Consider the following 25,990-nt stretch of genomic DNA (forward strand, 5'->3'; position numbering starts at 1 on the left):
ATGCCCACAATAGCCATCGTCGATGATCGTCCAGAAAATAGGGAGTCCCTCCAGAATCTCATTGAACCCAAGCTCCTTCCGGGGTGGGACTGCCGACCGCTGCACCCACTGGAGAATCTTTCCGACTACCTTTCACTTCTAGTAGACAAGGAAAAGGACATTGTCGCCATAGTCTTAGATGAAAAGCTTCACGAAAGAGGTTCGACGGAAAAGAAGAATGTTACCTACCGCGGAACAGACTTGGCGAAATTCCTTCGAAAACGGCTCCCAGAATTTCCAATCTACCTCATCACCAGTTTCCAGGAAGAGCTAAAGACCGATGAGGGACTTTTTGAAGAGCTTTTCCCACGGAACATTTTCACAAAGAACCCTGGCGTACATGTTAAGCGGATGATTCGCGCTGGCTTACGATTCTCCCGCAATTTTCAAAAGGAACTCAACGAATTATCAGCGGTAGCCACGCGGATAGCCCAAGGCAACCATACGGTGACGGACCTCCGCCGCGCGACTGCAATCCGCGAACAACTTGGCATCGCGTTTCCTGCCGGGGAGATGGCAGATCGGACTGAGTGGCTCAACCAACTCAACTCGTCCATCGATGGATTACGGAATCTATCATCGCAGATTAACGCAGCTCTAAAACGCTCAAGACGCCACAAGCAGGCGTAATGCGCTGGTTCCGCGTCGACAAAGCAATCGCTGTAAGGCCGAACGGCGGCACTTACAAGGATTGGAAACCTCACCTTCGTCAAGAAGCACAGTACCAGTGCGTATACTGCGCCATACATGAAGCATGCTTTGGTGGTGAACGGAACTTCCACGTCGAACATTTCAAGCCCAAGAGTCGGTTCAAGACACTGATAAACAGGTACGACAATCTGTTCTATTCTTGTGCAATCTGTAATACGTTCAAGGGGAGTCAGTGGCCAGGGCACGTCGGGAACAATTTCTCCCTTGTGGGATTTATTGATCCCTCGAAAGTAGATTATTGTGCGATATTTTCAGTTGATGCCCATGCGGGATTGCTCTCCGCGGGGAACAACGCCGGCAGGTTCATGATTGAGCAACTGTACCTCAACCGCCCCCAGCTACTGTCCGAAAGGAGAATCGCATCCGCCGTGCGAGCCCTCTCTCTCGAACAGGCCCGCCTGCAAGCCGCTGTGCAGTCCTGGGAGGATAGCGGTTGCCCTCCAGCGGCGGGCCGATTGATCGCAAAAGCAGTCAAAGCCCTGATTGCAACAGCAAACTTGCTCAGCAAAGCTCGCAAAGTAGTTCCCTATCAACCATCCGACGTCAGGCGTTAAGCCGCAGAACCCCGCAGCAATGCAGGTCAACACTCAGTCTCTTGCAACCGCCTAGAGACGCATGCAAGCGACACTCATATAAGGGGTGAAGGCGGAGCGAGTGGCAGGCTTTAGATAGCACGGCTTAAGGCGAATCGCGATTTCCGTTCCAATCAACCAGCTGTCTCTCTAGAACTTGCCGAAACCGCGAAATCATATTGACCGCCCAAACTCGCAATTGAATCAGGTCGTCTGTCTCGCCAGTAATGAAGACATCATTGTATATTGCGACACGGGATGCCGTTCGATCGGGCAATCGTTCCCACCACACACGGCCGACTTGCTGGTCGATGGCGCCGCGGTTTGAATAGAGGAAATCAAAAATTCTCTTGTTGGTTTCCTTATTCTTTGACTGGATGTAAAACTCGACTCGGAATTGTTGGGTCCGCGTAAATGCAAAAACCAGATAGCCAAGGATCTGCTTGTCGTTGCCACGAAGTGTACTGATTGTGTGCCAACTCTTGCCACCCGGTAATGCATTACGCACACTCCAAGGAACGGCTTGCCGGAGTTCTTGGACAAGTTGCGTAAAAAACTCGATATAGCCTTTTTGTCGCTCTCTAATTCTGGAAAATACAACGGTTTTGTCGCCGAGGTCCATTTCCGCCACGCGCCAATCGACGCTGAGCCATTCTCGAGATTGTACGTGGCCCACTGAATCATTCGCCCACCAGGCTCTATGCTGACTTGCTGCTGGCGGCAGCTCTCTCTTGATTATTTCTTCGATTTGTGCAAACGATAGCCCAATCGAATCTATACTTGGGGGCAGATTCCGAAGCCACGTGGCGAGTGGCGCATAACGGCCGGTCGCTGCGTCCGGTGCCTCATCGACAACTTCTATCGGGTCATCGTCATTGCTCGCAGGAGGCTGCGGTGATGCGGCGACCTTCGGGGCATTCTTCTCCGCCAGATGCAGGAACGCTTCTCGAACTCGCTTTTTATTGCGCTGCAGCAAGGTGAGGCAGAAATCCATTTCATCACGGCGGACGGCGTCAATGTCCGTCCTAAAATGTGCTACAGAATTTCTCGTATTACGGATTGAGTCAAGATGTCGAATCAAAGCATCCCGTTCAATTCCGAGAACGTTTTCATAGACTTCCCATCGATCTTTGTGGACCAATAGGTGGATAAACTCGCTCAAGTGCAATTCCTCGAACGACGGCGTCTTAACTCTAAAGTGCTCAGCAAAGCTAGCTCTAATCGAATCGGCACAAATTTCCGATCCGGCGTGCTGCTTCTGAACATAAGTACGGACCGCAGATTCGTACCTCCTAAAATTCTCACCTCCCGAAGGGGTTATGTCCGAGATTGCATCGTTCAGTGCTTGCCAATCAGTCTTGCCTGTGGAGTCGATAAATGCGGCGACGATATAATCCCGAATCGTGTTTTCGATATCTTCAATTTTCATCATGTCATTGGCACGCCACCGGAAGAACTCGCTGGTATCGAAGGGGGTAATTATGCCAACGAGCTTGCCGGCATCGTCGACCACCAGGACAGCGGGCTCGCTTTGGAGTATTTCAAGAGCAGGAGTAATCTCCTGGCTATGCTTAACTGAACGCATCTGTATAGAGGCATCATGGACGCGAAGTTGCCCCAACGAAGTGCCTAGATATGCCATTGGCCTCAGAATGGACGCAGGCGTTACCAAACCGATTGGGCACTCAGCATCATCGATTATCGGCAGTTGGCTAAAATCATTTTCAAGCATAAGCCTGAATGCGGCATCTGCCCCATCATCTTCCCGCACAGTTGTGGGGGTTGGTCGCTGGGATATCAGGTCTCTAATCGAATTGGCCATAGATCCTCGATGGGTTGATTTCACAAAGTTTAGGAGGAACAAGCCGCAGTAGTGTCTCGGAGCAATAAATCCACTTCATGCGGATTAAAACTCACTCACAAATTATCCCGCCCCCCACCCTTACGCCTTCCACTTCCATTCCAATATCTCCGGCATATCCTGCCCGTGCTTCCTCACATACTCCTTATGCTCGATCAGCTTGTCCCTCATCTCCTGCCGCACATGCGCCTGCATCGCCTCCAGCTTCGGCACCCTATTCACCACATCCAGGAACAGATGGAACCTATCCAGCTCGTTCAACACCGCCATATCGAACGGCGTCTCTTCTTTGTATCCCCGCACATGCAGGTTGTCATGATTCTTGCGCCGGTACATCAACCGGTGTATCAGCCACGGATACCCGTGGTAGGCGAACATGATCGGCTTGTTCCTCGTGAACAGATCGTCGAAGTCATCGTCCGCCAACCCATGCGGATGCTCGCTCGGCGACTGCAAGGTCATCAAATCCACCACATTGATCACCCGCACCTTCAAGGCCGGGATCTTCTCCCGCAGCATCTGCACTGCCGCCAAAGTCTCCAGCGTCGGCACATCCCCCGCGCAAGCCATCACCACATCCGGCTCCCCCCCCTTGTCTGAGGAAGCCCACTCCCACATCCCTATGCCCGCCGTGCAGTGCTTGATCGCCGCGTCCATGTCCAGCCACTGCGGCGCCGGCTGCTTGCCCGCCACGATCACATTGATGTAGTGCCGGGACCTCAAGCAATGGTCCGCCACTGACAGCAAGGTATTGGCATCCGGCGGCAGATACACCCGGATCACGTCCGACTTCTTGTTGACCACATGGTCTATGAAGCCCGGGTCCTGATGCGAGAAGCCGTTATGGTCCTGCCGCCACACATGCGAGGTCAATAAATAATTCAAGGAAGCTATCGGCCTGCGCCACGAGATCCCCTTGGTCACCTTCAGCCACTTCGCGTGCTGGTTGAACATCGAGTCGATGATGTGGATGAAAGCCTCATAGCAAGAGAAGAACCCATGCCGGCCCGTCAATAAATACCCCTCCAGCCAGCCCTGGCACTGATGCTCGCTCAACACCTCCATCACCCGCCCGTCCGCCGCAAGATGATCGTCCGTAGGCAAAGTCTCCGCCATCCAAGCCCGCCCCGTCGCCTCGAAAAGATTGCCCAGCCGGTTGGAAGCCGTCTCATCCGGCCCGAAGACCCGGAAGTTGCGGCTCTCCATGTTCAGCTTCATCACGTCGCGCAAGAAACACCCCATCACCCGCGTCGCCTCGGCCTCGACCGAGCCCGGCGAGCCGACCTTCACCGCATAGTCCCGGAAATCCGGCATCTTCAGCGCGCGCAGAAGCTCGCCCCCGTTGGCGTGCGGGTTTGAGCCCATGCGGCGCTGGCCCTTCGGCGCCAGCTCCGCCAGCTCAGCCTTCAGCTTGCCGTTCTCGTCGAAGAGCTCCTCGGCCTTATACGACCTCAGCCACTGCTCCAAAAGCTTCACATGCCCCGACTTCTCGGACATATCCGAGAACGGCACTTGATGAGAGCGCCAGCTCCCCTCCGCCGGCAGACCGTCCACCACCTTCGGCCCGGTCCAACCCTTCGGCGTGCGCAGGACGATCATCGGCCACATCGGACGAGCCTTGGCGCCCTTCTCGCGCGCGTCATACTGGATAGCCTTGATCTCAGCGGCCGCCTTGTCCAAGGTCCAAGCCATCAACTGATGCATGGTCTCCGGGTCAGAGCCCTCGACGAAGTAAGGCTTGTAGCCATAGCCCAGCATCAGAGCGGTCAGCTCAGCCTTCGGGATACGGGCCAGCACCGTCGGGTTGGCGATCTTGTAGCCGTTGAGGTGCAGGATAGGCAGCACGGCCCCGTCTTTGGCAGGGTTGAGGAACTTGTTCGAGTGCCAGCTCGTGGCCAGCGGCCCAGTCTCCGCCTCCCCGTCGCCCACCACGCAGCAGACCAGCAGGTCCGGATTGTCGAAGGCCGCGCCGAAGGCGTGGGAGAGCGCGTAGCCCAGTTCCCCGCCCTCGTGGATCGAGCCCGGAGTCTCCGGCGCCACGTGGCTCGGGATGCCCCCCGGGAAGGAGAACTGCGTGAAGAGCTTCTTCATCCCCTCCTCGTCTTGGGAGATGTTGGAGTAGACCTCGCTGTAGGTGCCTTCAAGATAGGTGTTGGCCACGATGCCGGGCCCGCCATGGCCCGGGCCCGCGATATAGATCGCGTTGAGGTCGTGCTCTTTAATAAGGCGGTTCATGTGCACGTAGATGAAGTTGAGGCCCGGCGTGGTGCCCCAGTGGCCCAGCAGGCGCGGCTTGATGTGCTCTATCTTGAGCGGCTTTTTCAGGAGAGGGTTGTCGTAGAGGTATATCTGTCCGACGGAGAGATAGTTGGCCGCGCGCCAGTACGCGTCCATCTTCTTTAAGAGTTCCGGCGAGAGGGGTTTTACTGCGGATTTCTCGGCGAGGGGAGCGGGTTTCATGGAGCCTCCTGGACTAGGCAGAGCATACCAATTCCCAGGCCGGGCGAGGATGCGCCGCCCCCGAGGACGGGCTGTGCGAGCGTACGGCCAGCTCTAAAGCTAGCTTACGGCCAGAAGTTCTTTCTCGGCCACGCCGGAGCGCGCTTGTCCGCAGTTCGTGCAGACGAAGGTGCCCGTGGGCATGCCCTGGAAGTATTCCTTCTCTAGGTGGGGATGGGAACAGGGCTTCTTGCCCCATTCGTTGCGCAGTTCCTCGGCTCTTTGAGTTCGCATGACACTCACCTCGCAGTCCGATCGACTACCAAACTCCCGGTTTAGGGGCCGGGACTTTCACGATTTCCTATTATACACCTAAACCGGTGTCAATAGAGCAAGATTATTCCGGGCCGCACAAGCGCTATAATCCCTCCGTGGCCGCGGTCAAACTCCCGAAGACCCTCACCCTCCACATCGGCCAAGCCGGCTTCGAGACCTTCCTGGCCAAGGAGGTCGGCTCAGCTCTGGAAAAAGGCCCGGGCTGGGTGCTGGCCGGGCAGGACAAGAGCGAGCCGTGCTTCGCCCATCTCTCCCTCTTGGAGACCGTCGAGGTCAAGGCCGCCACGGTCAACGCCTTGGCCGGGGGCGTGGCCGACTATTTCCGGCGAACCAGCATAGACGAGCGCTACGACCAACCCTGGCCCCTGTGCTTCGAGGCCGCCGACATCGAGGGCCTGGGCACGCGCTGCCGCGGCGTGCAGGACGCCTTCCGGGAGAAGGTCAGCCGCATGGCCCGGGTCATGAAGCTCGCCAAGGAAGGCCGCCCCGACCCCAGCACGTGCCGCGGGCTTTTCGTCTATCTCGCGGATTTCGACCGCGCCTTCGCGTCGCGCTTCGCCCGGGTGGGCGGCCAGCGCCGCATGGCCGACGACCCCCAAGCCCCATCGCGCTCCTTCCTCAAGGTCGAGGAAGCCTATTTCGTTCTGGGAGAAGCCCCGGCGTCGGGACAGACCGTGGCGGACCTGGGCGCCGCGCCCGGCGGCTGGAGCTACAGCGCGGCCCGGCACGGCGCGCGCGTCCTGGCCGTGGACAACGGCCCCCTCAAAGGCGGCGCCGCCGGCAACCCCAACATAGAGGCCCGCGCCGAGGACGCCTTCAGGTTCCGGCCCCGGCCGGCCGTGGACTGGCTCTTCTGCGACCTCTTGGACGACCCGCGCAAGGTCATCGAGTTGCTGCGGCGCTGGGTGGAGGGCCGCTGGTGCTCCCGTTTCATCGTGAATCTGAAGTTCGGCCGCCACGACCCTTTGCTGCTACTGCAGGAGGCCTTCTCCGAGCGCACCGGCATCGCCCGACGCTGTGACCTGCTGCGCGCGCGGCACCTGTATCACGACCGCGAGGAACTCACCCTCGTGGGCCGGCTCCGAGGCGTCCGGGCGGCGGCGCCTTAGCCTGCCGCCAAGGTCCCGATAGTCTTGCCCAAGTCGCTGATCGTCGCGACCAGAGACTCGGGATCGATGGGCTTGATCAGGTAGTGAGTGAAGCCCGCGGCCAGGATCTTGATGCGGTCCGCCTCCCCGGCATCGCCGGTCAAGGCCAGTATCGGGATATTGCCGCCCAGCGCCGCGGGCAAAGCGCGGACTTTAGCGAGGAGCGCGAAGCCGTTCTCCCCGGGCATCGCGATATCCGTAAGGATGATATCGGGCTTCTCCCGGCGCATAAGGTCGCAGGCCTCGCTCACGGAGCCCGCCGCGAAGGTCAGGGCTCCGAACTTCCGCAAGACCATATCGAGCACCATGCGCACGTCGGCCTCGTCCTCGACGAGCAATATGCGCAGCCCGGCCAGCAGCGGCGCCTCGCTGCGGCGCGGCGGCGCCGCCGTATCGAAGGCCCCGCCTTCGTTCTTGACCAAAGGCAGGCTGACCGTGAAGGTGGAGCCCCGCCCCAGGCCCGGGCTTGCGCATGACAGCGTGCCGCCGTGCATCTCCACAAGATGGCGCGAGATGGACAAGCCCAGGCCCAGCCCCCCGTGCAGGCGCTTGGAGGAGCTGTCCGCTTGCCAGAACTCTTGGAAGATCATGGGCAGCGTCTGCGCCGTGAGACCCTGCCCCGTGTCGGCCACGGCGACTCTGACCTGCGCGCCGCTGATCCGCCAGGAGACGGTCACGCTGCCGCCTGCGGGAGTGAATTTGACCGCGTTGGTGAGCAGGTTGACGAAGACCTGCTGGAGGCGGGCGGCGTCGCCGGTCATCGACAGGCTCCGCGCCGGGTAGTCCGTCTTAAGATCGACATCCATCAAGGCCGCGGCCGGCCGTATGACATCGACGGCGGCCTCGATCGCCGCGCTCAGATCCATGACGCGGGCCTCGATGGAGAGCTTGCCGCTCATGATCCTGCTGACGTCGAGCAGGTCATCGACGATCTGGGTCTCCTGCCTCACGCACTTCTCGATGACCCTGAAGGCTTCCCGCATCTCGGCCGGAGTCAGCTTCCCGCCCTGCAGCAGCAGGGCGTAGCCCAGCAGCGGGGTCAGCGGCGCGCGCAGCTCGTGCGAGATCACCGCCAGGAGCACGTCCCTGGCCCGGCTCGCCTCCTCGGCGATGACGAGAGCCCCTTCGGCTCTGGTCAAGGCCGAGCCCTCCTGGCTTTCCTTGGTCCGGGCGAACTCCTCGCCGGCCTCCAGCATCCCATGCAGGATGACGTCATAGAGCAGGTCCCGCTCGTCGGGCGCCAGCGGCCGGGTCTCCTCCAGGACCTCGAAGATGACCCGGCGCAGGATGGCGTATTCAAGGAGCACGTACTTGATGGAGTAGGCCTTCATGTCGGCCCTCTGCCGGCCGTGCTCCTTGCTGATGCTCTGCGCGGCGTAGACGTAAGGCCTGGGCTGTTGGGCCAGGATCTGCGCGATCTCCTCGAGGAATAGGGGCAGCGCGTTCAAGAGCGCGGGCTGCGGCAGGCCTTTGCCGGCGATGATCTCCCCGCGGGCGCGGCCCTCCCAGACCTCAAGGATCCTGTCTCGGCTTCGTTTGAATACTGTGGAGAGTTCGGGCATGGAGTCTCCCGGGAAGCAGTCCTGCTCATAGGATGGCGCCCAAAGGTCAACAAAACATCAGAAGATTCATGTCGAGCGGTCCGCAGGGCGTTCAGGCGGGCCGGCGCAGCAGGGCCTCCAGCTCCGCCGGCTCGGTCACCGGCGGCAGGCAGGCCAGGTCCCGGCACACGTAGGCCGCGGCCCGGCCGGCCAGGGGCCCGCGGCCCCGCGCCAGCGCGATGGGCGCGCGGCCGTCGGCCAGCGCGACCACCTGGTTCGGACAGAAGACCTTGCGCGCGGCGCGCAGCAGAGCCTCCGGCTCCGGGCCCGAGACCACCAGCGCGGTCACCGGCCCCTTGAGGAAGTCCACGGCGCAGAGCATGGAGGCGTGCCCGGACGGGCTGCGCGCCAGCGCGCCGCTGAAGGAGGCCACGGTGCGCTCGGCGCGCTCGCGCAACTCCGGGTCTCCGGTCAGCTCATGGAGCCTCAGCAAGGTCTGGGCCATGACCGCGTTGGCCAAGGGCATGGGCCCCTCGTACTCCTCGCGCAGGCGCGCGAAGAGCGTCCCATCCGGGGCCGCGGAGAAGAATCCCCCGGTCTCTTCGTCCCAGAACAGCTCCACGGCCCGGCCCGCCAGGCGCGCCGCGGCCGCGCAGTAGGCCGCGTCGAAAGTCGTCTCATAGAGGTCCAAGAGCGCCGCGGCCAGGTAGACGTGGTCCTCGAGATAGCCGTCAGGGCCGCAGACCCCCGCGCGCGGGCAGCGCAGCAGCCGCCCGCAGCTGACGTGCTTGTCCAACAGGAAGCGGGCCGCGCGCGCCGCGGCCCGGGCGTAGAGGTCCGAGCCCAGGACCTGCGCGGCCTTGGCCAAAGCGCTGATCATGAGCGCGTTCCAGCCCGTGAGCACCTTGTCGTCGCGCCGCGGCCGCGGCCGCCGGCCGCGCGCCCGCAGCAGCGCGGCGCGCAGGCGCGAGAAGTCCCCTTCCTCGACGACGCGGAGGACGCTGGCGCCCCGAGGCTCGACTGCGAAGGCGCGGCGGAAGCTCTCCGCGTCCTGCCGCCCGAGGACGCCGCGAACCTGCTCCGGCGTCCAGACGTAGAATCCCCCCTCCTCCCCGTCGCTGTCGGCGTCCTGCGCGGCGCAGAAGGCGCCCTCCGGAGTGCCGAGGTCCCTCATGACATAGCGCAGGGTCTCCTGGGCGATGCGGGCATAGAAGCCGTCGCCCGTGGCCTGGGCGGCTTCCAGGTAGGCCGTGGCCAGCAGGGCGTTGTCATAGAGCATCTTCTCGAAATGCGGCACGCGCCACTGGGCGTCCGTGGAGTAGCGGTGGAAGCCTCCGCCCAACTGGTCGTAGATGCCGCCCCGCGCCATGGCCCGCAAGGTGCGCTCGGCCATGGCCAAGGGCTCCGGCTCTCCCGTGCGCAGATGCCGGCGCAGGAGGAACCGGATCACGGAGGCCTGCGGGAACTTCGGCGCGGGCGAGAACCCGCCGTGGGCCGGGTCGAAGTCCTGCGCCAGCTGCCGCGCGCCCCGCTCCAGGACCTCGTCGACCGCGACGACGCCGGGCTGGACCCGGCGCGCGGCGTCCTGCAGGTAGCCCGCCACCGCGCCGGCATCGCCGAGGACGTCGGCGCGCCGGGTCTTCCAGAGCCGCGCGGCCTCGCTGAGCAGAGCCAGGAAGCCCGCCTTGGGGAAATAGGTGCCGCCCATGAAGGGCTTCAAGGCCGGGGTCAGCCACACCGACAAAGGCCAGCCGCCCTGCTGGCCCATGGCCTGGACCGCGGCCATATAGAGCGCATCCAGGTCCGGCCGCTCCTCGCGGTCGACCTTGACGGCCACGAAGCCCTCGTTGAGGCTGAGCGCCACCTCCTCGTCCGCGAAGGACTCGCGCTGCATCACGTGGCACCAGTGGCAGGCGGAATAGCCGATGGAGAGGAAGACGGGCTTGTCCTCTTGGCGGGACTTGGCGAATGCCTCCGCGCCCCAGGGGTACCAGTCCACGGGGTCGTGGGCATGCTCCAGGAGATAGGGGCTGGACTCGCCGGCCAGACGGTTGGCGCTCTGAAGCTTCATGGGGACCTCCGCTCACCGCTGGACCGGCTGGGAGAAATGCCGGTCGGCGCGCTCCTGGAGCTGCTGCGGCGTCAGCTCCTCCCGGCGCTCGGCCACGGTCCAGACCTGCCCGAAGGGGTCGAGCAGCTGGCCGCAGCGGTCTCCCCAGTACATGTCCGCCAGGGGCTTCTTCACCTTCGCGCCCGCGCTGCGCGCCCTGTCGAAGGCCGCTGCCGCGTCCGCCACGTAGAGGTAGAGCCCGACGGCGGCCGCCGGCTGGCCGCCCGCCTCGGCGGACGCCTCTGCGACCATGAAGACCGAGTCCCCAAGCCTGAGCTCGGCATGGATTATCCTTCCCGCCGGGCCGGTCCGGCGCATGAACTCCCGGGCGTGGAAGGCGGTCTTGTAGAACTCGACGGCCTGGGCCGCGCCGCGCACTTTGAGCACCGGCGTCAAAGAATGGTAATCCTCGGGCATGGGCTTGACGTTGCTGGGCATGCTCCCTCCGCGCGCGGCCTGCCGCCCCAGGCCATCCTATAGGGTAGCGCGGGCGAATCAAGAAACCGTCAACGGGCCGCCCGCCGGGAGCCGGCTCTTGATAATGATTTTACGCGCCGAGGCTACACTGATGGCGCGGGGGGAGGAGGCTGCCATGAAGGGCGACGGGCTGGCCGTTCTGTCGGCGACAGCCGCTGCCGTCATCTTGAGCGCGGCGGCGGGCACCGCGTGGAGGTCGTGGAACGGGCGGGAGGGGCGGGTCCCCATGGGCCCCGACATGGCGGCGCGGGCGGAAGCGGACATCTCCGCCTGGCCGGCATACTCGGCTTCGGCGGCCCGGGCCATGATGGACGAGTACGGCCCGCCCGACGAGGTCGACGCCCTGCACCTGGCTTGGTCCGCCAAAGGCCCGTGGTCGCGGACCTCCGTGCACAAGACCGCCCCCGGAGCCTCCTCCAGCCGGGACGTCCTGCAGCAATCGGTCGGCTATGAGGCCCCCTGGCGGAAGTGGCCGGCTTTGGCCGGCTTCGGCCACGGCGTGTTCTATGATCGCCGGTTCCAGGAGCTCTCCGCGCTCTCAGCCAGCGAGGAGAGCAACTTCCTCGCCCTCAACCTCGCCGACGGCATCGCGCAGGGCAAGATGAGCCCGGAGGCCGCGGACCGGCTCTACGCGAAGACCATGGCCGAGTCTTGGGCGGGAAAGTCCTCGCCCGCCATGAAGGGACTGCTCTTCGCGACCCGCCCGAGGGCGACGCATGCGGACTAGCGGACCGAGAGCACTAGCGTGGTCGGCAGCTCGGCGGGTGGTGGGCGCGAGGCCGTCAAGAGAGGCTCGTACTCGGGGGAATGCGGGCTGGCTTGGGCCAGGCGGCGGACCTCGTCGATCTTCCCGTTGCGGACCTGGGCGTCCCTGAAATAGAGGCGGGGCACGTCGAAGGAGGTGGTCTTGGCCGCCTCGTGGCGGGTGAAGAGCGCGTTGAGGTCGGCCACGGTGCCCACGAAGACCTTGGGGATGTCCGGAGGGGCCCGCGCTCCCCCGAAGAACTGGCGGATGGTCGGGTCGATCACCACCTCGCCGAAGGGCAGTCTGTAGAGCACGTAATAGTGGGCCTCGGCTTCGACCACGTCGGCGGCATGCCCCATCTGGCGCAGCAGGAGGCCCAGCTTAGGGGCGGCGTCGCCGCAGCAGGGATCATGGAGGGTCGTGCCCGGCCCGCGCCAGCCGCCGTGCCAAACGCTGCGCTCCAGGGCCGGCTGCGCCGCGGCCACGGCTCGTCTTAGCTCCGCCTTGACCGCGACGGCCTCCCGGTCGTGGCTCATGGTCTCGGGGGTGGCCAACTGGGGATAGACCGGAGCGCCGTCGCCCGCGGCACTATGGTCGAAGAGGTCCGCAAGGGCTTGGCCCTTGGCGCCGTCGCCTTGCGCCGCGGCCAGTCTTTCGGCGCTGATCTCGACGGAGGAGAGGGACTGGAGGCCGGCCCTGGGCGCGGGGGTGGCGGAGACGACCGGGACCTGAGGCAGCGGGACCGGAGCTGAAAGCACCGCGGCGCCCAAAGACCCGGCTGGGATGAGCGTTGCGCCGCCGCCCGCGCGTAGCGTCAGGCCGGAGAGGCCGCAAGCAGGGCAAGCCAGCGGAGAGCTGGGACCGAAGCTCGGCGCCGCGTAGCGCACCACGGGCCCGGCCCAGGTCCGCAGAGGGGCCAAAGCGATGAGCAGGCTCCAGAGAAGCCTCATACAGCGAGGATATGGGCTGGGAGGCGCCCGCGCCAGCGGCAAAGGACCCCCCGGCGCGCGGTCAGAGGGCGCAGCCCGGATTGGGTCCGACGGCCCCAGAAACGGGCGCGAAGTGGTATAATATCTTCTCGCGTATTCTCGGAGGTCTTTTGGTCAAAACTTTCTTCATCGTCCTTGTCGCCGCGGCCTTCGGCGGCACCGGGCAAGTCCTGCTCTCCAAGGGCATGCGCACCATCGGAGACATGACCGAGGCCGGACCCGGGATGTTCGTCCCCATGGCCTTGCGCGCCGTCACCAACCAGTGGGTCCTGCTGGGCGTGGCGCTGCAAGCCACATTCTTCGGCATCTACTTGACGCTCCTCTCCAGGAACAAGATCACCGTGGTCCTGCCCTTGACCGCCATGGACTACGTGGTGGTGGCCCTCCTGGCCCAGACCCTGCTGGGAGAATCCGTGCCCCTGGCGCGCTGGACCGGCATCGGCTTCGTGACCGCGGGCGTGCTGCTCATCGCCCGGACGTAGGCTCTCCGGCGACGGTCCGGGACGCCAGAGCCGCGGCGCGCACCCGCGAGGGCCCGTGGCTCTTGCGGCACAGCGACGGGAACGGGCACCAACTGCAGATGCCGTGCTCTCCGTCCTCGGGCGTGATGGGGAACCGGCCGGCGCGCATCCGGCGCAGACGCCCGGCGACCGCCTCCAGGAAGGCGGTCCGGTCCTCATTGAGACGCTCCGGCTCATAGCGGCGGCAGCGCTCCCGGCCCGTGGTCTCCAAGGAGTCCTCCAGGACGTAGAGGCAGGCGCTCTCCAGATCCGCGTGTCCGGGCAAGCGGCGTCCCAGCTCCGCGTAGAGCGGGAGCTGGTGGAGCCGGCCCTGCCCGGCCAGGCGGCCGAGGTTTCCCCCCCTGCTCCAGCGGGTCTTGTAATCCACCACGCGCCAGCGGCCGTCCGCGGCGAGGTCGATGCGGTCGGCGATGCCGTGGAACTTCACCGCCCCGAGCTCCGAGGGCCGAGGCTCGGCGGCCTCGCCTTCCAGATGCTCCTCGAAGCGCGCCGGCCGCAGGCCGGTGCGCAGGGCCTCGGCCCGGTCCCAGGCCAGGAACTCGCGCAGGTTCTCCGTGACCGCCTCGCGCACGGCCTGCCAGAGCAAGGGATACACGCCCGTTTCCTGCCAGCCGCGCCCGGCGAAGACCGCCTCCACGCCGGCCTCCAGGCGCCGCTCCCAGTCCTCATCGCGGTCCCAGAGCGAAGCCGGCGCTCCGCGATAGAAGCGCTCCAGGATCTCGTGGTAGATGCGGCCGCGCAAGGACGCGGGCACCTCGCCCAAGCGGGCCGCGGCCTCAGGCTCGCCCAGGCCCAGGACGCGGGCGGCGAAGAACTGGAAGGGGCAGGCGGCGAAGCTGTCCAGGGCGCTGGGCGAGAGGCCTTTGCGCGCCAAGGTCTGGAGGAACTCCCGGGGCGGCCCGACCAGGCCGTCGAAGGGCCCGGCTTGGCCCCAGGCCGCGAGCGCGGAGGCGCGCTCCAGGACCTCGTCCAGGAGCCGGGCGTCCGCGATGGTATCGGGCAGGCGGCCCTCGGCGCCGCGGCCTTCCAAGGCCAGGCGCAGGACCAGCTCCTGCGGCGCGGCCGCCCGCGCATCCAGCTGCGCCAGCTTGGCCGCGGGCTGGCGCGGCACGGCGCGCACCGCGCCGCCCGTGAAGTCCAGGCCGGCGACGCGGCAGAGCTCGCGCAGATAGAGCGAAGGGACCTGGGCGCGGCCCGCTTCGTCGGACCTGGGGAAGACGCAGAAGAGCCGCTCTGCGGCCGAGGCCGCCATCAGGTAGAAGAGCAGGCGCTCTTCTTCGTGGCCCGCGGCCTTCTGCGCGATCCAATAGCCGGCGGGATGGCGCAGGGCCGCGCGCGCCCCGTCGCGCAAGAGCGGGTCTTCGAGCACGGTGCGCGGGAAGAGGCCTTCCTTGAGGCCGATGAGGAAGAGGACGCGGAAGCTCTCGCCGCGCGCGTCCATGGCGTCGCGCGCGCGCACGCCGACGCCGCCTCTTTCCGGATCGAGAGAGGCGCGGCGCAGTTTGTCCGAGAGGGTCTCCAAGAAGACGGCCGCGTCGCAGGGCTCCTGCAGGAGGTCGAAGGCTTCCAGGGAGCCGAGTTCGGCCATGAGCGTCTGCCAGACCGCGAGCTCGCGGGCGTCGGCGTCCTTGGGCAGACAGAGGTGCTTCTCCAGAAGGGCCCGGGCTTGGCGGGCCCGCGCCGACCAGGCAAGCCCCTTCTGGTCGGCGAGCTCTTCATGGAGTCCTAAGACCAGCTTCCAGAGTCCTTCCACCTCCTTGCGGGGAACCTGGAAGCCGGGGCCGCCGTCGCGGACCTGCTCGGGACGCAGCTGCACCGGGCCGTCGGCGCGCGTCTCCAGCTTGCCGCGCCACTGCTGCCAGCCGGCGTGGATGCCGAGATGCGAGAGCAGCCGGCGCCAGTCCGAGACCGGAGCCGGGCCGCGGAAATAGGGCGAGGAGAAGATGTCTGCCACGACCTCGGCCGGGAAGTCGCGCGCGCGCAAGGCGAGGAGGTTCAGGGCGCATTTGGCCAGGGGCTGGCGCAGGAAGGCCTCGCCGCCGGTGATATGCAGGGGGATGTCGTTCTCGCGGAAGACTTCCGCGAGGGCGTTGCGATAGGGTTCGAGGGTGCGCGCGACCACGCCGATGTCCTCGTAGGCGCAGCCTTCGTCCTCAACGAGGCGCAGGATCTCCTTGGCCGCGGCCCAGGCTTCGTCGCGGGCGCCCGAGGCTGAGATCACGACGAGCGGCGACTCGACGGGCTTTGCCTCGGGGTTGAATAGTCCCTCCAAAGCGGCATCGAGGACAGGCCGTCCTTTGGGCGAGCGAGGGACTTCCTCGGCGTCGTGGGACATGAGCTTCTGCTCGAAGAACGGCTCGGCAAAACGGAAAGCGGGGTGGCCCTTGCGGAACGGGAAGTAGAGGCGGGTGGGGCAGCGGGAGCAGACGGCCTCGAAGAATTCGAGCTGCAGGCCGGTGAGGTCGTAGAAGCCGTAGTAGAGGACCTCCTGGAAGCGGCCGAGGAGCTCGGAGGAGTCGGCCTGCTCCGCGGCCAGGCGCGTGATGGCGGAGGGCGAGGCGATGCGCAGTTGGGCCAGACGTTCTTCGTAGCGGCGGCAGAGTTCGAGCAGGGCTTGCAGGCGTTCACGCTCCTGGGGCTGGCGCACGAGCTCTTCGCCGAAGACTTCCTCTATGTCCGCGGCGCGCACGCCCGCGTCTATGAGGTCGCGCATGCTGGAGCGCAAGGCCGATGCCAGAGCCCGGGGCCGGGCTTCGCCGCCGAAGACGCGGCCCAAGGCGGGCTGCTTGGTCAGCAGCGAGTCGACCACGCGGTCGTGGAACACGGGGTCCGAGATGAGCCGGTCATCGCCGCGGGAGTCCTCCGTGACGGCCAAAGCCAAGCTATGGAAGGTGTGGAAGTGGAAGTCGAGCAGCGGCAGGTCCTTCTCGACTGCGGCCAGGCGCTCAAGCCGCTCGACCATGCGGCGCGACGGGGCCACGATCGCGACGGGGCCTTTGAGGGCCGCGAGCTCTTTGAGGCGGGCGGCGAAGGCGTCCTCCAGGTCCGGGTGGAAGGGACCGTAGAAGACCTTGAGCATGAAGAAATGTTACCCAATTGGGGGACACAATACTTATCTTCGAGATTTTCTGGAATTGAGTATTGTGTCCCCGAATTCGGAGCGCATATTTACTAAAATAGTCCGACATGAGCACGATACCCACCACCCCCCCATCCGGCTTCCGCGACTTCCTCCCCGACTCCTGCGCCCTGCGCACGCGGGTCATCGAGACCATCTCCCGAGTCTACCGCTCCTACGGCTTCTGCCCCATCGACACGCCCGCGGCCGAGGACCTGGCCATGCTCATGGGCAAGGCCGGCGGCGAGAACGAGAAGCTCATCTTCAAGATCATGAAGCGCGGCGAGAAGCTCGACCTCTCCAAGGGCGCCGGCGAGCTCGCGGACATGGGCCTGCGCTTCGACCTCACGCTGCCTCTGGCGCGCTACTACAGCCGCCACCGCGGCGTGCTGCCCACCCCCTTCAAGGCCTTCCACATCGGCCCGGTCTGGCGCGCCGAGCGCGCCCAGAAAGGCCGCTACCGCGAGTTCATACAGTGCGACGCGGACATCCTCGGCTCGGAAAGCAACCACTGCGAGGTCGAGGTCATCTCCGCGGTGCTCTCCGTTTTCAAGGAGCTCGGCCTCAACCCCCCGGCCGTCATCCTCAACGACCGCAGGATGCTCTTCGCCCTCTGCGACCATTGGCGGATCCCCGAAGAGAAGAGGAACTCCCTCTTCATCGCCATGGACAAGCTCGACAAGGTCGGCCCCGAGGCCGTGCTCGCCGACATCGGCCAGCTCCTCGGCGGCGCCATCCCCGAGGACCTGCGCGGCTTCGTGGCGAGCGGCGAATCCGACCTCGACTTCCTGAAGACGGTCGCGCCCGAGCCCATGGCGGGCCTCCTGCAGATCCGCGACGCCCTGGCGGCGACCTCCGACTCCTACGGCCCCTTCACCATCTCGCCGACCTTGGTGCGCGGCCTCGACTACTACACCGGCCCCGTCTTCGAGTTCCGCTGGCCCGGCCTGGCCGGCTCCATCGGAGGCGGCGGCCGCTACGACCGCCTCACCGAGCAGTTCGGCGGGATGAAGACCCCGGCCTGCGGCCTCTCCATCGGCTTCGAGCGCCTCATGCTGGTGCTGGAGGAGGCCGGAGCGCAGAAAGCCTCGGGCCCGGACGCCTGCCTCACGGTCTTCTCCGATGAGCTCTGGCCCCGGACTTTGGGCCTGGCCAAGAAGCTGCGCTCCGCGGGCCTGCGCGTGGACGTCTACCCCGGCTCGGGCAAGCTCAAGGCCCAGTTCAAGTACGCCGACGGCGTCAAGGCGCGCTACGCCTTGGTCCTGGGGCCCGATGAAGCCGCGGCCGAGAAGGTCAATGCCAAGGAGCTCGCCACCGGCGCGGAAGCCTCGCTCGGCTTCGAGGAGCTCGTGGCGACGCTCAAGCTCCCCAGCCCGGAGCGAACGACGCCCTGAGGGGCGGGAGGACGGTATGGACAGCATAAAGATAACGGTCGCATCCGCAGAGACGGCGTCCCGGCTGGAGCTCATCGTCCGCTTCATATGGGGCACCATCGTAGGATTCGTGCTCGGCTTCATCGGGATCGGGGCGGCCGTGGCCCTGGTCGTCCAGTGGTTCCACATCCTCTTCCTGGGCCGGCGGCAGGCCGGCGTGCAGAAGTTCATCAACGCCTACGGGGTGGCGATGTCGCAGCTGAAATTCTACTGGCTGCTCACGACGGACGAGAGGCCCCCCGTGCTCCCGCAATTCTGAGCCGCGATCCCAGGAGCACTCCCATGCCCAAGCTCTCTTTGGCCCCGCTCAAGGGCTATAAGCCGTTCCCCGGGCCGCTGGTCACGGTCATCATGGACGGCGTGGGCCTGGGCAAGCGCGACGAATCCGACGGCGTGTTCCTGGCCTATAAGCCCGTCCTCGACCAGCTCTTCCAGGAGAAGCTGTTCCTCAAGCTCAAAGCCCACGGCAAGGCCGTGGGCCTGCCCACGGACGAGGACATGGGCAACTCCGAGGTCGGGCACAACGCCCTGGGCTGCGGCCGGGTCTTCGCCCAAGGCGCCCAGCTCGTCAACGCCGCCATCGCCTCGGGCGCGATCTTCAAGGGCAAGGCCTGGGCCGAGGTGCAGACGCGCGCCCGGCTCGGCGGCACGGTGCATTTCATCGGCCTGCTCTCCGACGGCAACGTCCATTCCCATATCTCCCAGCTCTTCGCCTTGCTGGAGCGCTGCGCCGCAGACGGCTTCAAGACCGTGCGCGTGCACCCGCTCCTGGACGGCCGCGACGTGGGGCAGAAGAGCGCCTTGGACTATGTCCTGCCGCTGGAAGCCAAGCTCGCCGAGCTCTCCGCCGCGGGCCGCGACTACCGCGTAGGCTCCGGCGGCGGCCGCATGGTCACCACCATGGACCGCTACTGCGCCAACTGGGGCGTGGTGGAGAAAGGCTGGCAAGCCCACGTGCTGGGCCTGGGACGCCCGTTCTCATCCGCGTCCCAGGCGGTCAAGACCTACTACGCCGAGGATCCCTTCATCACGGACCAGTACATGGACAGCTTCGTCATCACCGAGAGCGGCCGCCCGGTCGGGACCATACAGACCGGCGACGCGGTGGTCTTCTTCAACTTCCGCGGCGACCGGGCCATCGAGATCTCCCGGGCTTTCACGGAGCCTGATTTCAATGGATTCAACCGCGTGCGCGTGCCCCAGGTCTTCTACGCGGGCATGATGGAATACGACGGCGACGCCCACATCCCGCCCAATTTCCTGGTCGAACCGCCGGCCATAGACCGGGTCCTCGGCGCGTATCTATGCGCCGCCTTGGTGCCCTCCTTCGCGGTCTCCGAGACCCAGAAGTTCGGCCACGTCACCTACTTCTGGAACGGCAACAACTCCGGCTACATCGACGAGAGGCTGGAGAAGTACGTGGAGATCCCCTCCGACAGGATCCGCTTCGACATCAAGCCCTGGATGAAGGCCGCCGAGATCACCGACGCGGTGGTCGCGGCCGTGGCCAGCGGCCAATACAAGTTCATCCGCCTCAACTACCCCAACGGCGACATGGTCGGCCACACCGGGGTGCCGGCGGCCGTGCGCATCGCCGTGGAATGCGTGGACCTGGGCCTGGCGCGCATCGCCCCCGCGGTCGAGAAGGCGAAAGGCGTCCTGATGGTGACCGCGGACCATGGCAATGCGGACTGCCTGTTCACCGAGAAGGACGGCAAGCGCTCCGCCCACGTGGCGCACACCCTCAACCCCGTGCCGTTCCTAGTCAAGGATTATTCGGGGCAGAACCCCTGGGAGCCCTCGGGCGTGGCGGCCCCGGGCCTGAGCCACGTGGCCGCCACCATCTGCAGCATCCTCGGCTTCGCGGCGCCCGAAGGCTACGACCCCTCCTTGGTGAGGCTGCCATGAGCCTCACCGGCGCCATCAACGCCGTCTACGTCCGCTCGCAGGACCTGCGCCGGATCTGCGAGGCCTACGCCGAAGGCTGCCCCGCCGTGAACCTGACCAAATGGTTCAAGCGCTACGTAGGCGCCGAGTTCATGGCCGTGAAAGTGGACGCCTCCTGGGCTGATGAACCCTTCGACCTGGCCATGGATTCCCGCGAGTTCGGCGAAGCCATCGGCCTGCGCCTCAAGACCCGCGACAACGAGGACTCCGTGGTCTACGAGCATTGGAAGGACGGCAAGTGGGTGCGCCGTCTGACCTTCACTCCCGAGCTGGGCTGGGACTGCGTGCAGGGAGAGCCCGAGGCCTGGGAGGGGAAGGTCTTCGGCGCGCCGCCCTCCCAGGGCGCGCGCCTGCCGGCCCTCCAGGGCGACGCGCTGTTCATGGCGCTGCTCAGCCACTTCCGCCTGCCCGGCGTCTGGCCGACCTGAGCCGGAAGACCCACTCCGGCCAGGGCCCAATACCGGCATCCCACGGTCCAGTAGTCCCCTGCCTTTGCGGCCTGCGGCCGCTATCCTATGACCAGGATATGATACTCGCGCGAGCCCGACGCTGCCTGCTCTGCCTGCCGGCCCTCGCCTGGCTGGCCGCGGCCCCGGCATCCGGCGTGGAAGTCATGGTCCGCAGCGGCATCCAGGCCGTGCCCATGGTGCAGTTGGCCCCGCTCGCCGCCCCCGCAGGCGGCTGGACGCCTGCGAAGCTCGTCTCCTCGCTGACTTTGGGCGTCTCTTTGCTCGCCCCGCATCCTTCGGTCCAGACGGTGCCGGCCCCGAAGCCGGTCGCGGCCAGCCCCGTGCTCAGCCCTGCGGTCAAGACGCCGTCAGGGAAACTGCCGACCGCCCCCATCTTGGTCGAGAGGATAGGGTCAATCCTGCGCGGCTTCGCCCATGGCCAGCAAGCCGCGCAGCTCAACGCCCTTTTCGACGGGGAGAAGCGGACGGACGCCGACGACGCCAAGAAGACCCCCGTGCCGGACCCGGCCCTCCGGGAGAGCCAGCCCGGCTTCCAGCCTCACGATTCCGTCCCTTCCGCGTTCCTGCCCGGCGGCAAGGCCATCCCGCCGGACTCGTTCATCGGCGGCTACCACGGCACGGAGGTCGACCCGGAGACGGTGCAGCAAAGAGGCGGCTTTTCGGCGCGCGGACCGGTCGAGGACTGGCGGCTGCGCGAGCATGCGGAGCAGGAGAGCAAGCCGGTCTCAGCTTTCCGCGGCACGACCCCCTTCCCGACCAGCCCGGACGGAGAGGCCGGCGCCGCCTTATGGGCGGGCGAGGGGAACTGGGTCTACGACATCACCGGCGTCCCCACCTGGGAGGTGGACGCGAAGCTGGAAGGACGCATCGAACGCGGCGGCTCCTTTAGAGGCAGCCTGATGAAGGAGGTCGAATCCGCGATCCCGGCCCAGACTCCGCTGGAGTGCATCCGGCGCTGGGGTCGGGTCAGCGAAAGCTCGAGCGGCAAGCTCTTCGTGCGCGCCAACGACTGGGTCCCCAACCCCCGCTTCGACCCCGCCGTCTGCCAGAAGTTCTGGGGCGCCGGGGCCGCCCCGTCAGGTTCCTGAGCGCGGCGGGTCCACGATGCCGGCCTGAGGGTCGTCGACCGGGCGGCCCAGGCGTTCACCACGGGCGGGCTCAGAGCGGCCGGGACAGAAGGTCGAGGTCAGCGGCCGTATCGATGTCGACCTGGGTATGGTCGTCCGTGAGCGGAACGCGTACGGCTTCCGACCAATGCTCGGAGGCCGCCGCCTCGTCGGCGTCGTCGCGCGCCAGGACCTTGATCTCGCCGAAGAGAGCGCGGGGGATCGCCAGAGGGAAGCCCCCCTCCGGGCCGTCCGGGCCCTCGTAGACCGGGAAGGCGAGCCGGCCGGAAAGCTCGAACTCCGAGAGCACGCGTTCGATGAGCCAAGGCTTGACCAGCGGCATGTCGCCCAGGAGCTTGAGCGCGCCCGGGGCGCTATGGGGGACCTCGCGCAGGCCGACCTCCAAGGAGGAAGCCTGGCCGCCTGCCCACAGGGGATTGAAGACCACGCGCAGCCGAGGATCCTTGACCCCGGCCAGGGCCTGGAGGCCCTCTTGCGCGGCGCAGCCCAGGACCACGATGACCGGATCCAGGCGCGTGGCCAGGGCGTTGTCCACCACGTGCCTCAGCACCGGCTTGCCCTCGAACACGACGGCGAGCTTGTTGCCGCCCGAAAAGCGCGTCCCCGGCCCGGCGGCCAGGATCAGGCCCGGGATGCGGACCCGGGACCGCGACGCGGCAGCGCCGCCCTGCCGCGAGGAGAGCCTTCCCCCCTTGCGGCCCGAGCGGGCGGCCAGGATCTCCGCCGCGATGGAGAGCGCGGTCTCCGCCGCGGCCTCGGCGCCGATGTCCAGGCCGGCCGGCGCGAAGAACACCCCCGGCCGCGGCTTCGCCTCCAAAGCGGAGAGCTCCGCCAAGAGCCGCGCCGTGCGCTTCTGCGGGCCGCTGATGCCCACGTAGGAGGCCGGGCTCTTGAGGGCGCCCTGCAGGGTCTCGAGGTCCAGGGCGTAGCTGCGGGTGAGCACGACCACCGAGGTCTCCTCGTCAGGCTGGGCGACGGAGCGCGCCTGGTCCCAGCCGCCCTCGACGAGGGCGACGCCGGGGATCTGCCAGTCCGGGCCCTTGAGCCGGCCGGGGCGGGGATCCGCGGCGAAGACCGAGAACCCCAGTTCCGCCAGATGCCGGGACAAAGCCGCGGCGACGGGTCCGGAGCCGAACACCAGCGCCTTGCCCATGGGATGCACGGGGCAGAGGAAGGTGCGCCGCACTTTGCCCCCCACCGGGGTCTCCACGAGCTCCGGGCTGATCTCCTGGTAGCATTCCTTGACCTGGGGATCGTCGGCGCGGTAGAGGGCGCGGCGGCCCAGGTCCGGGCCTTCGATCTCCAGGCCGCAGACCACGCCCTCGTTGCGCAGGAGGGACTCCCGCAGCGCGACGAGGTGCCCGCGCAGGCGGTCGTCGACCGGCTCGAGCAGGACCTCGACGCGGCCCGGCGCGCCCAGGCCGAAGCCCAGGACCGGGTCGTCCTCGGCCAGCTCCAGCGCGGTCAGCCGGGGGCCGCCGCCGGCCGCGACCGCGTCGATCTCCCGGCGCAGGGGGCCCTGCAGCTCCGTGACCGCGATGATGCCGCTGCCGGAGAATCCCGCGGTGGGGACGAAGACCGCCATGGCCCCGGCCCGGCTGAAGACCGAGCCGTCCAAGGTCACGAAGGTGGCCAGCACCGTGCGCGTCCCGTCCCCGGCCGCGGACTCGATGGCGCGCAGGAGCTCGAGGATGTCCAGGATCTCCCGCGGTCTGATGCTGTTCATGCTTGGGCTCGCTCGGGGAGCCTGGATTCTACAAAATGTGGGCGGGGAGATTGCTATAATCCCTCCCCATGGACCTCCTGCGCACCGGCTTGGACGTCTTCATCCACCTCGACGTCCATCTCAACCAATGGGCCGTGCTCTTGGGCCCCTGGCTCTACGGGGTGCTCTTCCTCATCATTTTCGGCGAGACCGGGCTGGTGGTCACGCCGTACCTGCCCGGGGATTCCTTGCTCTTCGCCGTGGGCGCCTTGGCCGCGCAGGAGGGGTCGCCCATCAGCCTGCCCTGGGTCTGGGCCCTGCTGAGCGCGGCCGCGGTGCTGGGCGACGCGGTCAATTACTCGGTCGGCAAGTGGGCCGGGCCCAAGGTCTTCAACCGCCGGGACTCCTGGATCCTCAACCGCAAGCACCTCGACGAAGCTCACCGCTTCTACGACAAGTACGGGGGCAAGACCATCATCCTGGCGCGCTTCGTGCCCATCGTGCGCACCTTCGCGCCCTTCGTGGCCGGCATCGGGACCATGAGCTATCCGCGCTTCGCCCTCTACAACGTGACCGGGGGCCTGGCCTGGACCACGGCGTTCCTGTTGGCCGGCTACAAGTTCGCGGGCCTGCCCGTGGTCAAGAACCATTTCCACTACGTGATCCTGGCCATCATCGTCATCTCCTGCATCCCTCCGGTGTGGGAGTACCTCAGGGCCCGCCGCGAGCGCGCCTTGAAGTCAGCCGTTGGCTCATGTTAAACTAACTCGTCATGAAGGCCTTCTCGGAGACCGAGCTGCGCAGCCTGGTCTCTCTGCTCGACGAGGACGACCCGCAGAACCTGGACCGCATCCAGCGCGACATCCTGGAGGTCGGGGCCCCCGCCATCCCCTACCTTGACGAGCTGCGCGGCCGCGGCGGACCGGATGTCACCGCCCGGGCCGACGCCCTGGCCCGCCGGCTCCATTTCCACGGGCTGCAGCAGGAGTTCCGCAAGCTCGCGGCCGCCCCCGCCCCGGACCTGGAGGACGGGGTCTGGCTCCTGGCGCGCTTCGGCTATCCCGAGGTGGACCCCGCCGAGTATCGCGGCCGGCTCGACGCCCTGGCCGACCAGGTCCGCCAGGCGCTGCCGGCCGACGCGCCGCCCGCCCAGGCCCTGCAGAAGCTGAGCAGCCAGCTCTTCGCCGTCATGGGCTTCTGCGGCAACGAAAAGCACTACTACGACCCGGACAACTCCTTCCTCAACCGGGTGCTCGAGGACCGCCGGGGCATCCCGGTCAGCCTGTCCGCGCTCTACCTGCTCGTGGGCCGGCGCCTCGGCCTGCCGGTCTACGGAGTGGCTACACCCGGCCATTTCCTGGTCGGGGTGCGCCTGGGCGCCGAGACGAGCTATCTCGACGCCTACAACCGGGGCCGCGCCATGACCTTGGCCGACGTCCAGCACATGCTCTCGCGCAGCGGCTACGAGTTCCGGCCGGAATTCGTCGCGCCCGCCGGAGCCCGCGACATCCTCGCGCGCATGATGCGCAACCTCATCTCCATCTACCAGAAGGCGGCCCAGGCCGAGCGCGCCGAGATGCTCTCCAGCCTGGTGGATATCCTGGTCGGCGCGCGGCCCGCCCCGGCGGCCCCTCTGGAGCCATGAGGCGCCTCCCGGCGGCCCTGCTCGCGGCGGCCTTGCTATTGCCGCCGCTGCCGGTCCGGGCCGGCCGGACCTACACCCCGACCGCCCCGGAGTTCCCTCTGGACACGGTCTGGCTCAACGCCAAGCCCCTGACCCTCAAGCAGGTGCGCCTGCGCCGCGCGGTGCTGGTCGCCTTCTTCAGCACCGCCAACCTCAACTCGTTCCGGGCTTTGGCCGCGCTCAAGGCCTGGAACGAGCGCTACGAGCTCAACGGCCTGCTCATCGTCGGCGTCCACGCCCCGGAGTTCGGCTTCCAGAGGGATCCGCTGGTGGTGCGCGCCGCGCTCAAACGCCTGGGCGTGCGTTTCCCGGTCTTCCTGGACAACAACCGCAAGTACTGGCAGGAGCTGGGCAACGAGGGCTGGCCGTCCTTGTTCCTCTTCGACTACAAGAGCCACATCATCTTCGACCACCTCGGCGAGGGCGGCTACTCGGACTTCGAGGGGGAGATCCGCGACGCCCTCAACACCGCGGGCTTCGCGGTGCCGGATGTCCCGGCCCTGTACCCGGACCCCCGGAACCTGGACTGCGGCGACATGACGACCGACCTCAGCCTCGGCCTGCGCCGGGGCCGCGCGCTGCCCATGGCCAAGGCCCCGGGGGCGCGAGCCATGGTGACGTCGGCGCGCGACGGGGAGACGGCGTATGCCGGCCGGTGGGAGATCGAGGCGGATGACATACGCTTGGCCCAGAAGAACCCGGAGCAGACCGCTTTGCTGCGCCTGGTGTACCGCGGCAGCCACGCTTTCGCGGTCCTCTCCCCCCCCGCGGGCAAGGCGGGCTCCTTCTTCGTGCGCCAGGACCAGATGTGGCTGCACCCCGGCAACGCCGGCAAGGACATCCAGTTCGACGACGACGGCCGCAGCTACGTGACCTCCCGCGAGCCGGGCCTGTTCAACCTGACCCAGAATCCCGACGACGCGCTGCATGTGCTCACGCTCATGCCGGACCTGCCGGGCTCCGCGGTGTATGACTTCTCCTTCTCCGACCGCTGCCTGGACAAAGACCTCCCCTAGA

Annotated in this window: 22 protein-coding genes; 13 read left to right on the forward strand and 9 right to left on the reverse strand. The window is 66.4% G+C overall.

Annotated features, from left to right (window positions below; all coding sequences use genetic code 11):
- Together NTY77_06040 and NTY77_06045 are read left to right on the forward strand one after the other, a co-directional pair.
- On the forward strand, positions 1-669 hold the full coding sequence (locus tag NTY77_06040; GenBank protein ID MCX5795034.1) for a hypothetical protein: 669 nt from the start codon (positions 1-3) through the stop codon (positions 667-669).
- Positions 669-1,304: a hypothetical protein gene (locus NTY77_06045; protein MCX5795035.1), complete on the forward strand. Its 636-nt coding sequence runs from the start codon at positions 669-671 to the stop codon at positions 1,302-1,304. Before NTY77_06040 ends, NTY77_06045 begins: the two co-directional genes overlap by 1 nt.
- Before the next feature lie 124 nt (positions 1,305-1,428).
- Here NTY77_06045 and NTY77_06050 read toward each other — a convergent pair whose 3' ends face one another.
- From NTY77_06050 to NTY77_06060, 3 genes are all read right to left on the reverse strand, one after another.
- A complete protein-coding gene (locus NTY77_06050; protein ID MCX5795036.1) occupies positions 1,429-3,144 on the reverse strand; it encodes a DUF4268 domain-containing protein in 1,716 nt (571 codons plus the stop codon).
- Between the two features lie 120 nt (positions 3,145-3,264).
- Entirely contained in the window at positions 3,265-5,643 is a 2,379-nt protein-coding gene (locus NTY77_06055) for a phosphoketolase family protein (GenBank protein ID MCX5795037.1), read from the reverse strand.
- Positions 5,644-5,742: 99 nt separating this feature from the next.
- Positions 5,743-5,916, reverse strand: coding sequence for a hypothetical protein (locus tag NTY77_06060; GenBank protein MCX5795038.1), 174 nt, complete (start codon positions 5,914-5,916; stop codon positions 5,743-5,745).
- 137 nt (positions 5,917-6,053) lie between these two features.
- Here NTY77_06060 and NTY77_06065 point away from each other — a divergent pair, with 137 nt between their 5' ends.
- Positions 6,054-7,067, forward strand: a complete 1,014-nt coding sequence (locus NTY77_06065; GenBank protein ID MCX5795039.1) for an rRNA methyltransferase — start codon at positions 6,054-6,056, stop codon at positions 7,065-7,067.
- Here the strand turns inward: NTY77_06065 and NTY77_06070 are convergent.
- The 3 genes from NTY77_06070 to NTY77_06080 form a co-directional block, all read right to left on the reverse strand.
- A complete protein-coding gene (locus tag NTY77_06070; GenBank protein ID MCX5795040.1) occupies positions 7,064-8,668 on the reverse strand; it encodes an ATP-binding protein in 1,605 nt (534 codons plus the stop codon). The genes NTY77_06065 and NTY77_06070 overlap by 4 nt on opposite strands.
- Positions 8,669-8,759: 91 nt before the next feature.
- Entirely contained in the window at positions 8,760-10,718 is a 1,959-nt protein-coding gene (locus NTY77_06075) for a thioredoxin domain-containing protein (GenBank protein MCX5795041.1), read from the reverse strand.
- Between the two features lie 12 nt (positions 10,719-10,730).
- Positions 10,731-11,195: a VOC family protein gene (locus NTY77_06080; protein ID MCX5795042.1), complete on the reverse strand. Its 465-nt coding sequence runs from the start codon at positions 11,193-11,195 to the stop codon at positions 10,731-10,733.
- A gap of 154 nt (positions 11,196-11,349) precedes the next feature.
- Between NTY77_06080 and NTY77_06085 the strand changes: the two genes are divergently transcribed.
- Positions 11,350-11,961 carry a hypothetical protein gene (locus tag NTY77_06085; GenBank protein ID MCX5795043.1) on the forward strand — a complete coding sequence of 204 codons (612 nt, stop codon included), beginning with the start codon at positions 11,350-11,352 and terminating at the stop codon, positions 11,959-11,961.
- On the opposite strand, the gene NTY77_06090 is transcribed toward NTY77_06085, so the two are convergent.
- Entirely contained in the window at positions 11,958-12,929 is a 972-nt protein-coding gene (locus tag NTY77_06090; protein MCX5795044.1) for a hypothetical protein, read from the reverse strand. The two genes, NTY77_06085 and NTY77_06090, sit on opposite strands and share 4 nt — an antisense overlap.
- 149 nt (positions 12,930-13,078) lie before the next feature.
- Here NTY77_06090 and NTY77_06095 point away from each other — a divergent pair, with 149 nt between their 5' ends.
- A complete protein-coding gene (locus NTY77_06095) occupies positions 13,079-13,450 on the forward strand; it encodes a hypothetical protein (protein ID MCX5795045.1) in 372 nt (123 codons plus the stop codon).
- Here NTY77_06095 and NTY77_06100 read toward each other — a convergent pair.
- Entirely contained in the window at positions 13,434-16,568 is a 3,135-nt protein-coding gene (locus NTY77_06100) for an exodeoxyribonuclease V subunit gamma (GenBank protein ID MCX5795046.1), read from the reverse strand. The genes NTY77_06095 and NTY77_06100 overlap by 17 nt on opposite strands.
- A 107-nt stretch (positions 16,569-16,675) precedes the next feature.
- On the opposite strand from NTY77_06100, the gene hisS reads away from it, so the two are divergent.
- The 5 genes from hisS (at position 16,676) to NTY77_06125 (ending at position 21,545) form a co-directional block, all read left to right on the forward strand.
- Positions 16,676-18,001 carry a histidine--tRNA ligase gene (gene hisS, locus NTY77_06105; GenBank protein ID MCX5795047.1) on the forward strand — a complete coding sequence of 442 codons (1,326 nt, stop codon included), beginning with the start codon at positions 16,676-16,678 and terminating at the stop codon, positions 17,999-18,001.
- Positions 18,002-18,017: 16 nt separating this feature from the next.
- Positions 18,018-18,299: a DUF4389 domain-containing protein gene (locus NTY77_06110; protein MCX5795048.1), complete on the forward strand. Its 282-nt coding sequence runs from the start codon at positions 18,018-18,020 to the stop codon at positions 18,297-18,299.
- A gap of 23 nt (positions 18,300-18,322) precedes the next feature.
- Complete coding sequence (gpmI, locus tag NTY77_06115) at positions 18,323-19,948, forward strand: 2,3-bisphosphoglycerate-independent phosphoglycerate mutase (protein ID MCX5795049.1); 1,626 nt, start codon at positions 18,323-18,325, stop codon at positions 19,946-19,948.
- Positions 19,945-20,415 (forward strand): hypothetical protein, encoded by a 471-nt coding sequence (locus NTY77_06120; protein ID MCX5795050.1) that lies wholly within the window; start codon positions 19,945-19,947, stop codon positions 20,413-20,415. The genes gpmI and NTY77_06120 overlap by 4 nt, the downstream gene beginning before the upstream one ends.
- 98 nt (positions 20,416-20,513) lie before the next feature.
- On the forward strand, positions 20,514-21,545 hold the full coding sequence (locus NTY77_06125) for a hypothetical protein (GenBank protein MCX5795051.1): 1,032 nt from the start codon (positions 20,514-20,516) through the stop codon (positions 21,543-21,545).
- A gap of 70 nt (positions 21,546-21,615) precedes the next feature.
- Here the strand turns inward: NTY77_06125 and NTY77_06130 are convergent, their stop codons facing one another.
- Positions 21,616-23,310 carry an NTP transferase domain-containing protein gene (locus NTY77_06130; protein MCX5795052.1) on the reverse strand — a complete coding sequence of 565 codons (1,695 nt, stop codon included), beginning with the start codon at positions 23,308-23,310 and terminating at the stop codon, positions 21,616-21,618.
- Between the two features lie 68 nt (positions 23,311-23,378).
- Here NTY77_06130 and NTY77_06135 point away from each other — a divergent pair, with 68 nt between their 5' ends.
- The 3 genes from NTY77_06135 to NTY77_06145 are packed head-to-tail and all read left to right on the forward strand — an operon-like array spanning position 23,379 to position 25,989.
- Complete coding sequence (locus NTY77_06135; protein MCX5795053.1) at positions 23,379-24,050, forward strand: DedA family protein; 672 nt, start codon at positions 23,379-23,381, stop codon at positions 24,048-24,050.
- 11 nt (positions 24,051-24,061) lie between these two features.
- On the forward strand, positions 24,062-24,934 hold the full coding sequence (locus tag NTY77_06140; GenBank protein MCX5795054.1) for a transglutaminase-like domain-containing protein: 873 nt from the start codon (positions 24,062-24,064) through the stop codon (positions 24,932-24,934).
- Complete coding sequence (locus NTY77_06145; GenBank protein ID MCX5795055.1) at positions 24,931-25,989, forward strand: hypothetical protein; 1,059 nt, start codon at positions 24,931-24,933, stop codon at positions 25,987-25,989. The genes NTY77_06140 and NTY77_06145 overlap by 4 nt, the downstream gene beginning before the upstream one ends.
- Position 25,990: the final 1 nt, after the last annotated feature.

The organism is Elusimicrobiota bacterium (assembly GCA_026388095.1).
GTDB lineage: Bacteria > Elusimicrobiota > Elusimicrobia > UBA1565 > UBA9628 > UBA9628.

Excerpts from the sequence above, each read along its gene's own strand:
- NTY77_06040 (MCX5795034.1), top strand. The coding sequence starts at position 1 with ATGCCCACAATAGCCATCGTCGATGATCGTCCAGAAAATAGGGAGTCC.
- NTY77_06045 (MCX5795035.1), top strand. The coding sequence starts at position 669 with ATGCGCTGGTTCCGCGTCGACAAAGCAATCGCTGTAAGGCCGAACGGC.
- NTY77_06050 (MCX5795036.1), bottom strand. The coding sequence starts at position 3,144 with ATGGCCAATTCGATTAGAGACCTGATATCCCAGCGACCAACCCCCACA.
- NTY77_06055 (MCX5795037.1), bottom strand. The coding sequence starts at position 5,643 with ATGAAACCCGCTCCCCTCGCCGAGAAATCCGCAGTAAAACCCCTCTCG.
- NTY77_06060 (MCX5795038.1), bottom strand. The coding sequence starts at position 5,916 with ATGCGAACTCAAAGAGCCGAGGAACTGCGCAACGAATGGGGCAAGAAG.
- NTY77_06070 (MCX5795040.1), bottom strand. The coding sequence starts at position 8,668 with ATGCCCGAACTCTCCACAGTATTCAAACGAAGCCGAGACAGGATCCTT.
- NTY77_06075 (MCX5795041.1), bottom strand. The coding sequence starts at position 10,718 with ATGAAGCTTCAGAGCGCCAACCGTCTGGCCGGCGAGTCCAGCCCCTAT.
- NTY77_06080 (MCX5795042.1), bottom strand. The coding sequence starts at position 11,195 with ATGCCCAGCAACGTCAAGCCCATGCCCGAGGATTACCATTCTTTGACG.
- NTY77_06085 (MCX5795043.1), top strand. The coding sequence starts at position 11,350 with ATGAAGGGCGACGGGCTGGCCGTTCTGTCGGCGACAGCCGCTGCCGTC.
- NTY77_06090 (MCX5795044.1), bottom strand. The coding sequence starts at position 12,929 with ATGAGGCTTCTCTGGAGCCTGCTCATCGCTTTGGCCCCTCTGCGGACC.
- NTY77_06100 (MCX5795046.1), bottom strand. The coding sequence starts at position 16,568 with ATGCTCAAGGTCTTCTACGGTCCCTTCCACCCGGACCTGGAGGACGCC.
- hisS (MCX5795047.1), top strand. The coding sequence starts at position 16,676 with ATGAGCACGATACCCACCACCCCCCCATCCGGCTTCCGCGACTTCCTC.
- NTY77_06110 (MCX5795048.1), top strand. The coding sequence starts at position 18,018 with ATGGACAGCATAAAGATAACGGTCGCATCCGCAGAGACGGCGTCCCGG.
- gpmI (MCX5795049.1), top strand. The coding sequence starts at position 18,323 with ATGCCCAAGCTCTCTTTGGCCCCGCTCAAGGGCTATAAGCCGTTCCCC.
- NTY77_06120 (MCX5795050.1), top strand. The coding sequence starts at position 19,945 with ATGAGCCTCACCGGCGCCATCAACGCCGTCTACGTCCGCTCGCAGGAC.
- NTY77_06125 (MCX5795051.1), top strand. The coding sequence starts at position 20,514 with ATGATACTCGCGCGAGCCCGACGCTGCCTGCTCTGCCTGCCGGCCCTC.
- NTY77_06130 (MCX5795052.1), bottom strand. The coding sequence starts at position 23,310 with ATGAACAGCATCAGACCGCGGGAGATCCTGGACATCCTCGAGCTCCTG.
- NTY77_06135 (MCX5795053.1), top strand. The coding sequence starts at position 23,379 with ATGGACCTCCTGCGCACCGGCTTGGACGTCTTCATCCACCTCGACGTC.
- NTY77_06140 (MCX5795054.1), top strand. The coding sequence starts at position 24,062 with ATGAAGGCCTTCTCGGAGACCGAGCTGCGCAGCCTGGTCTCTCTGCTC.
- NTY77_06145 (MCX5795055.1), top strand. The coding sequence starts at position 24,931 with ATGAGGCGCCTCCCGGCGGCCCTGCTCGCGGCGGCCTTGCTATTGCCG.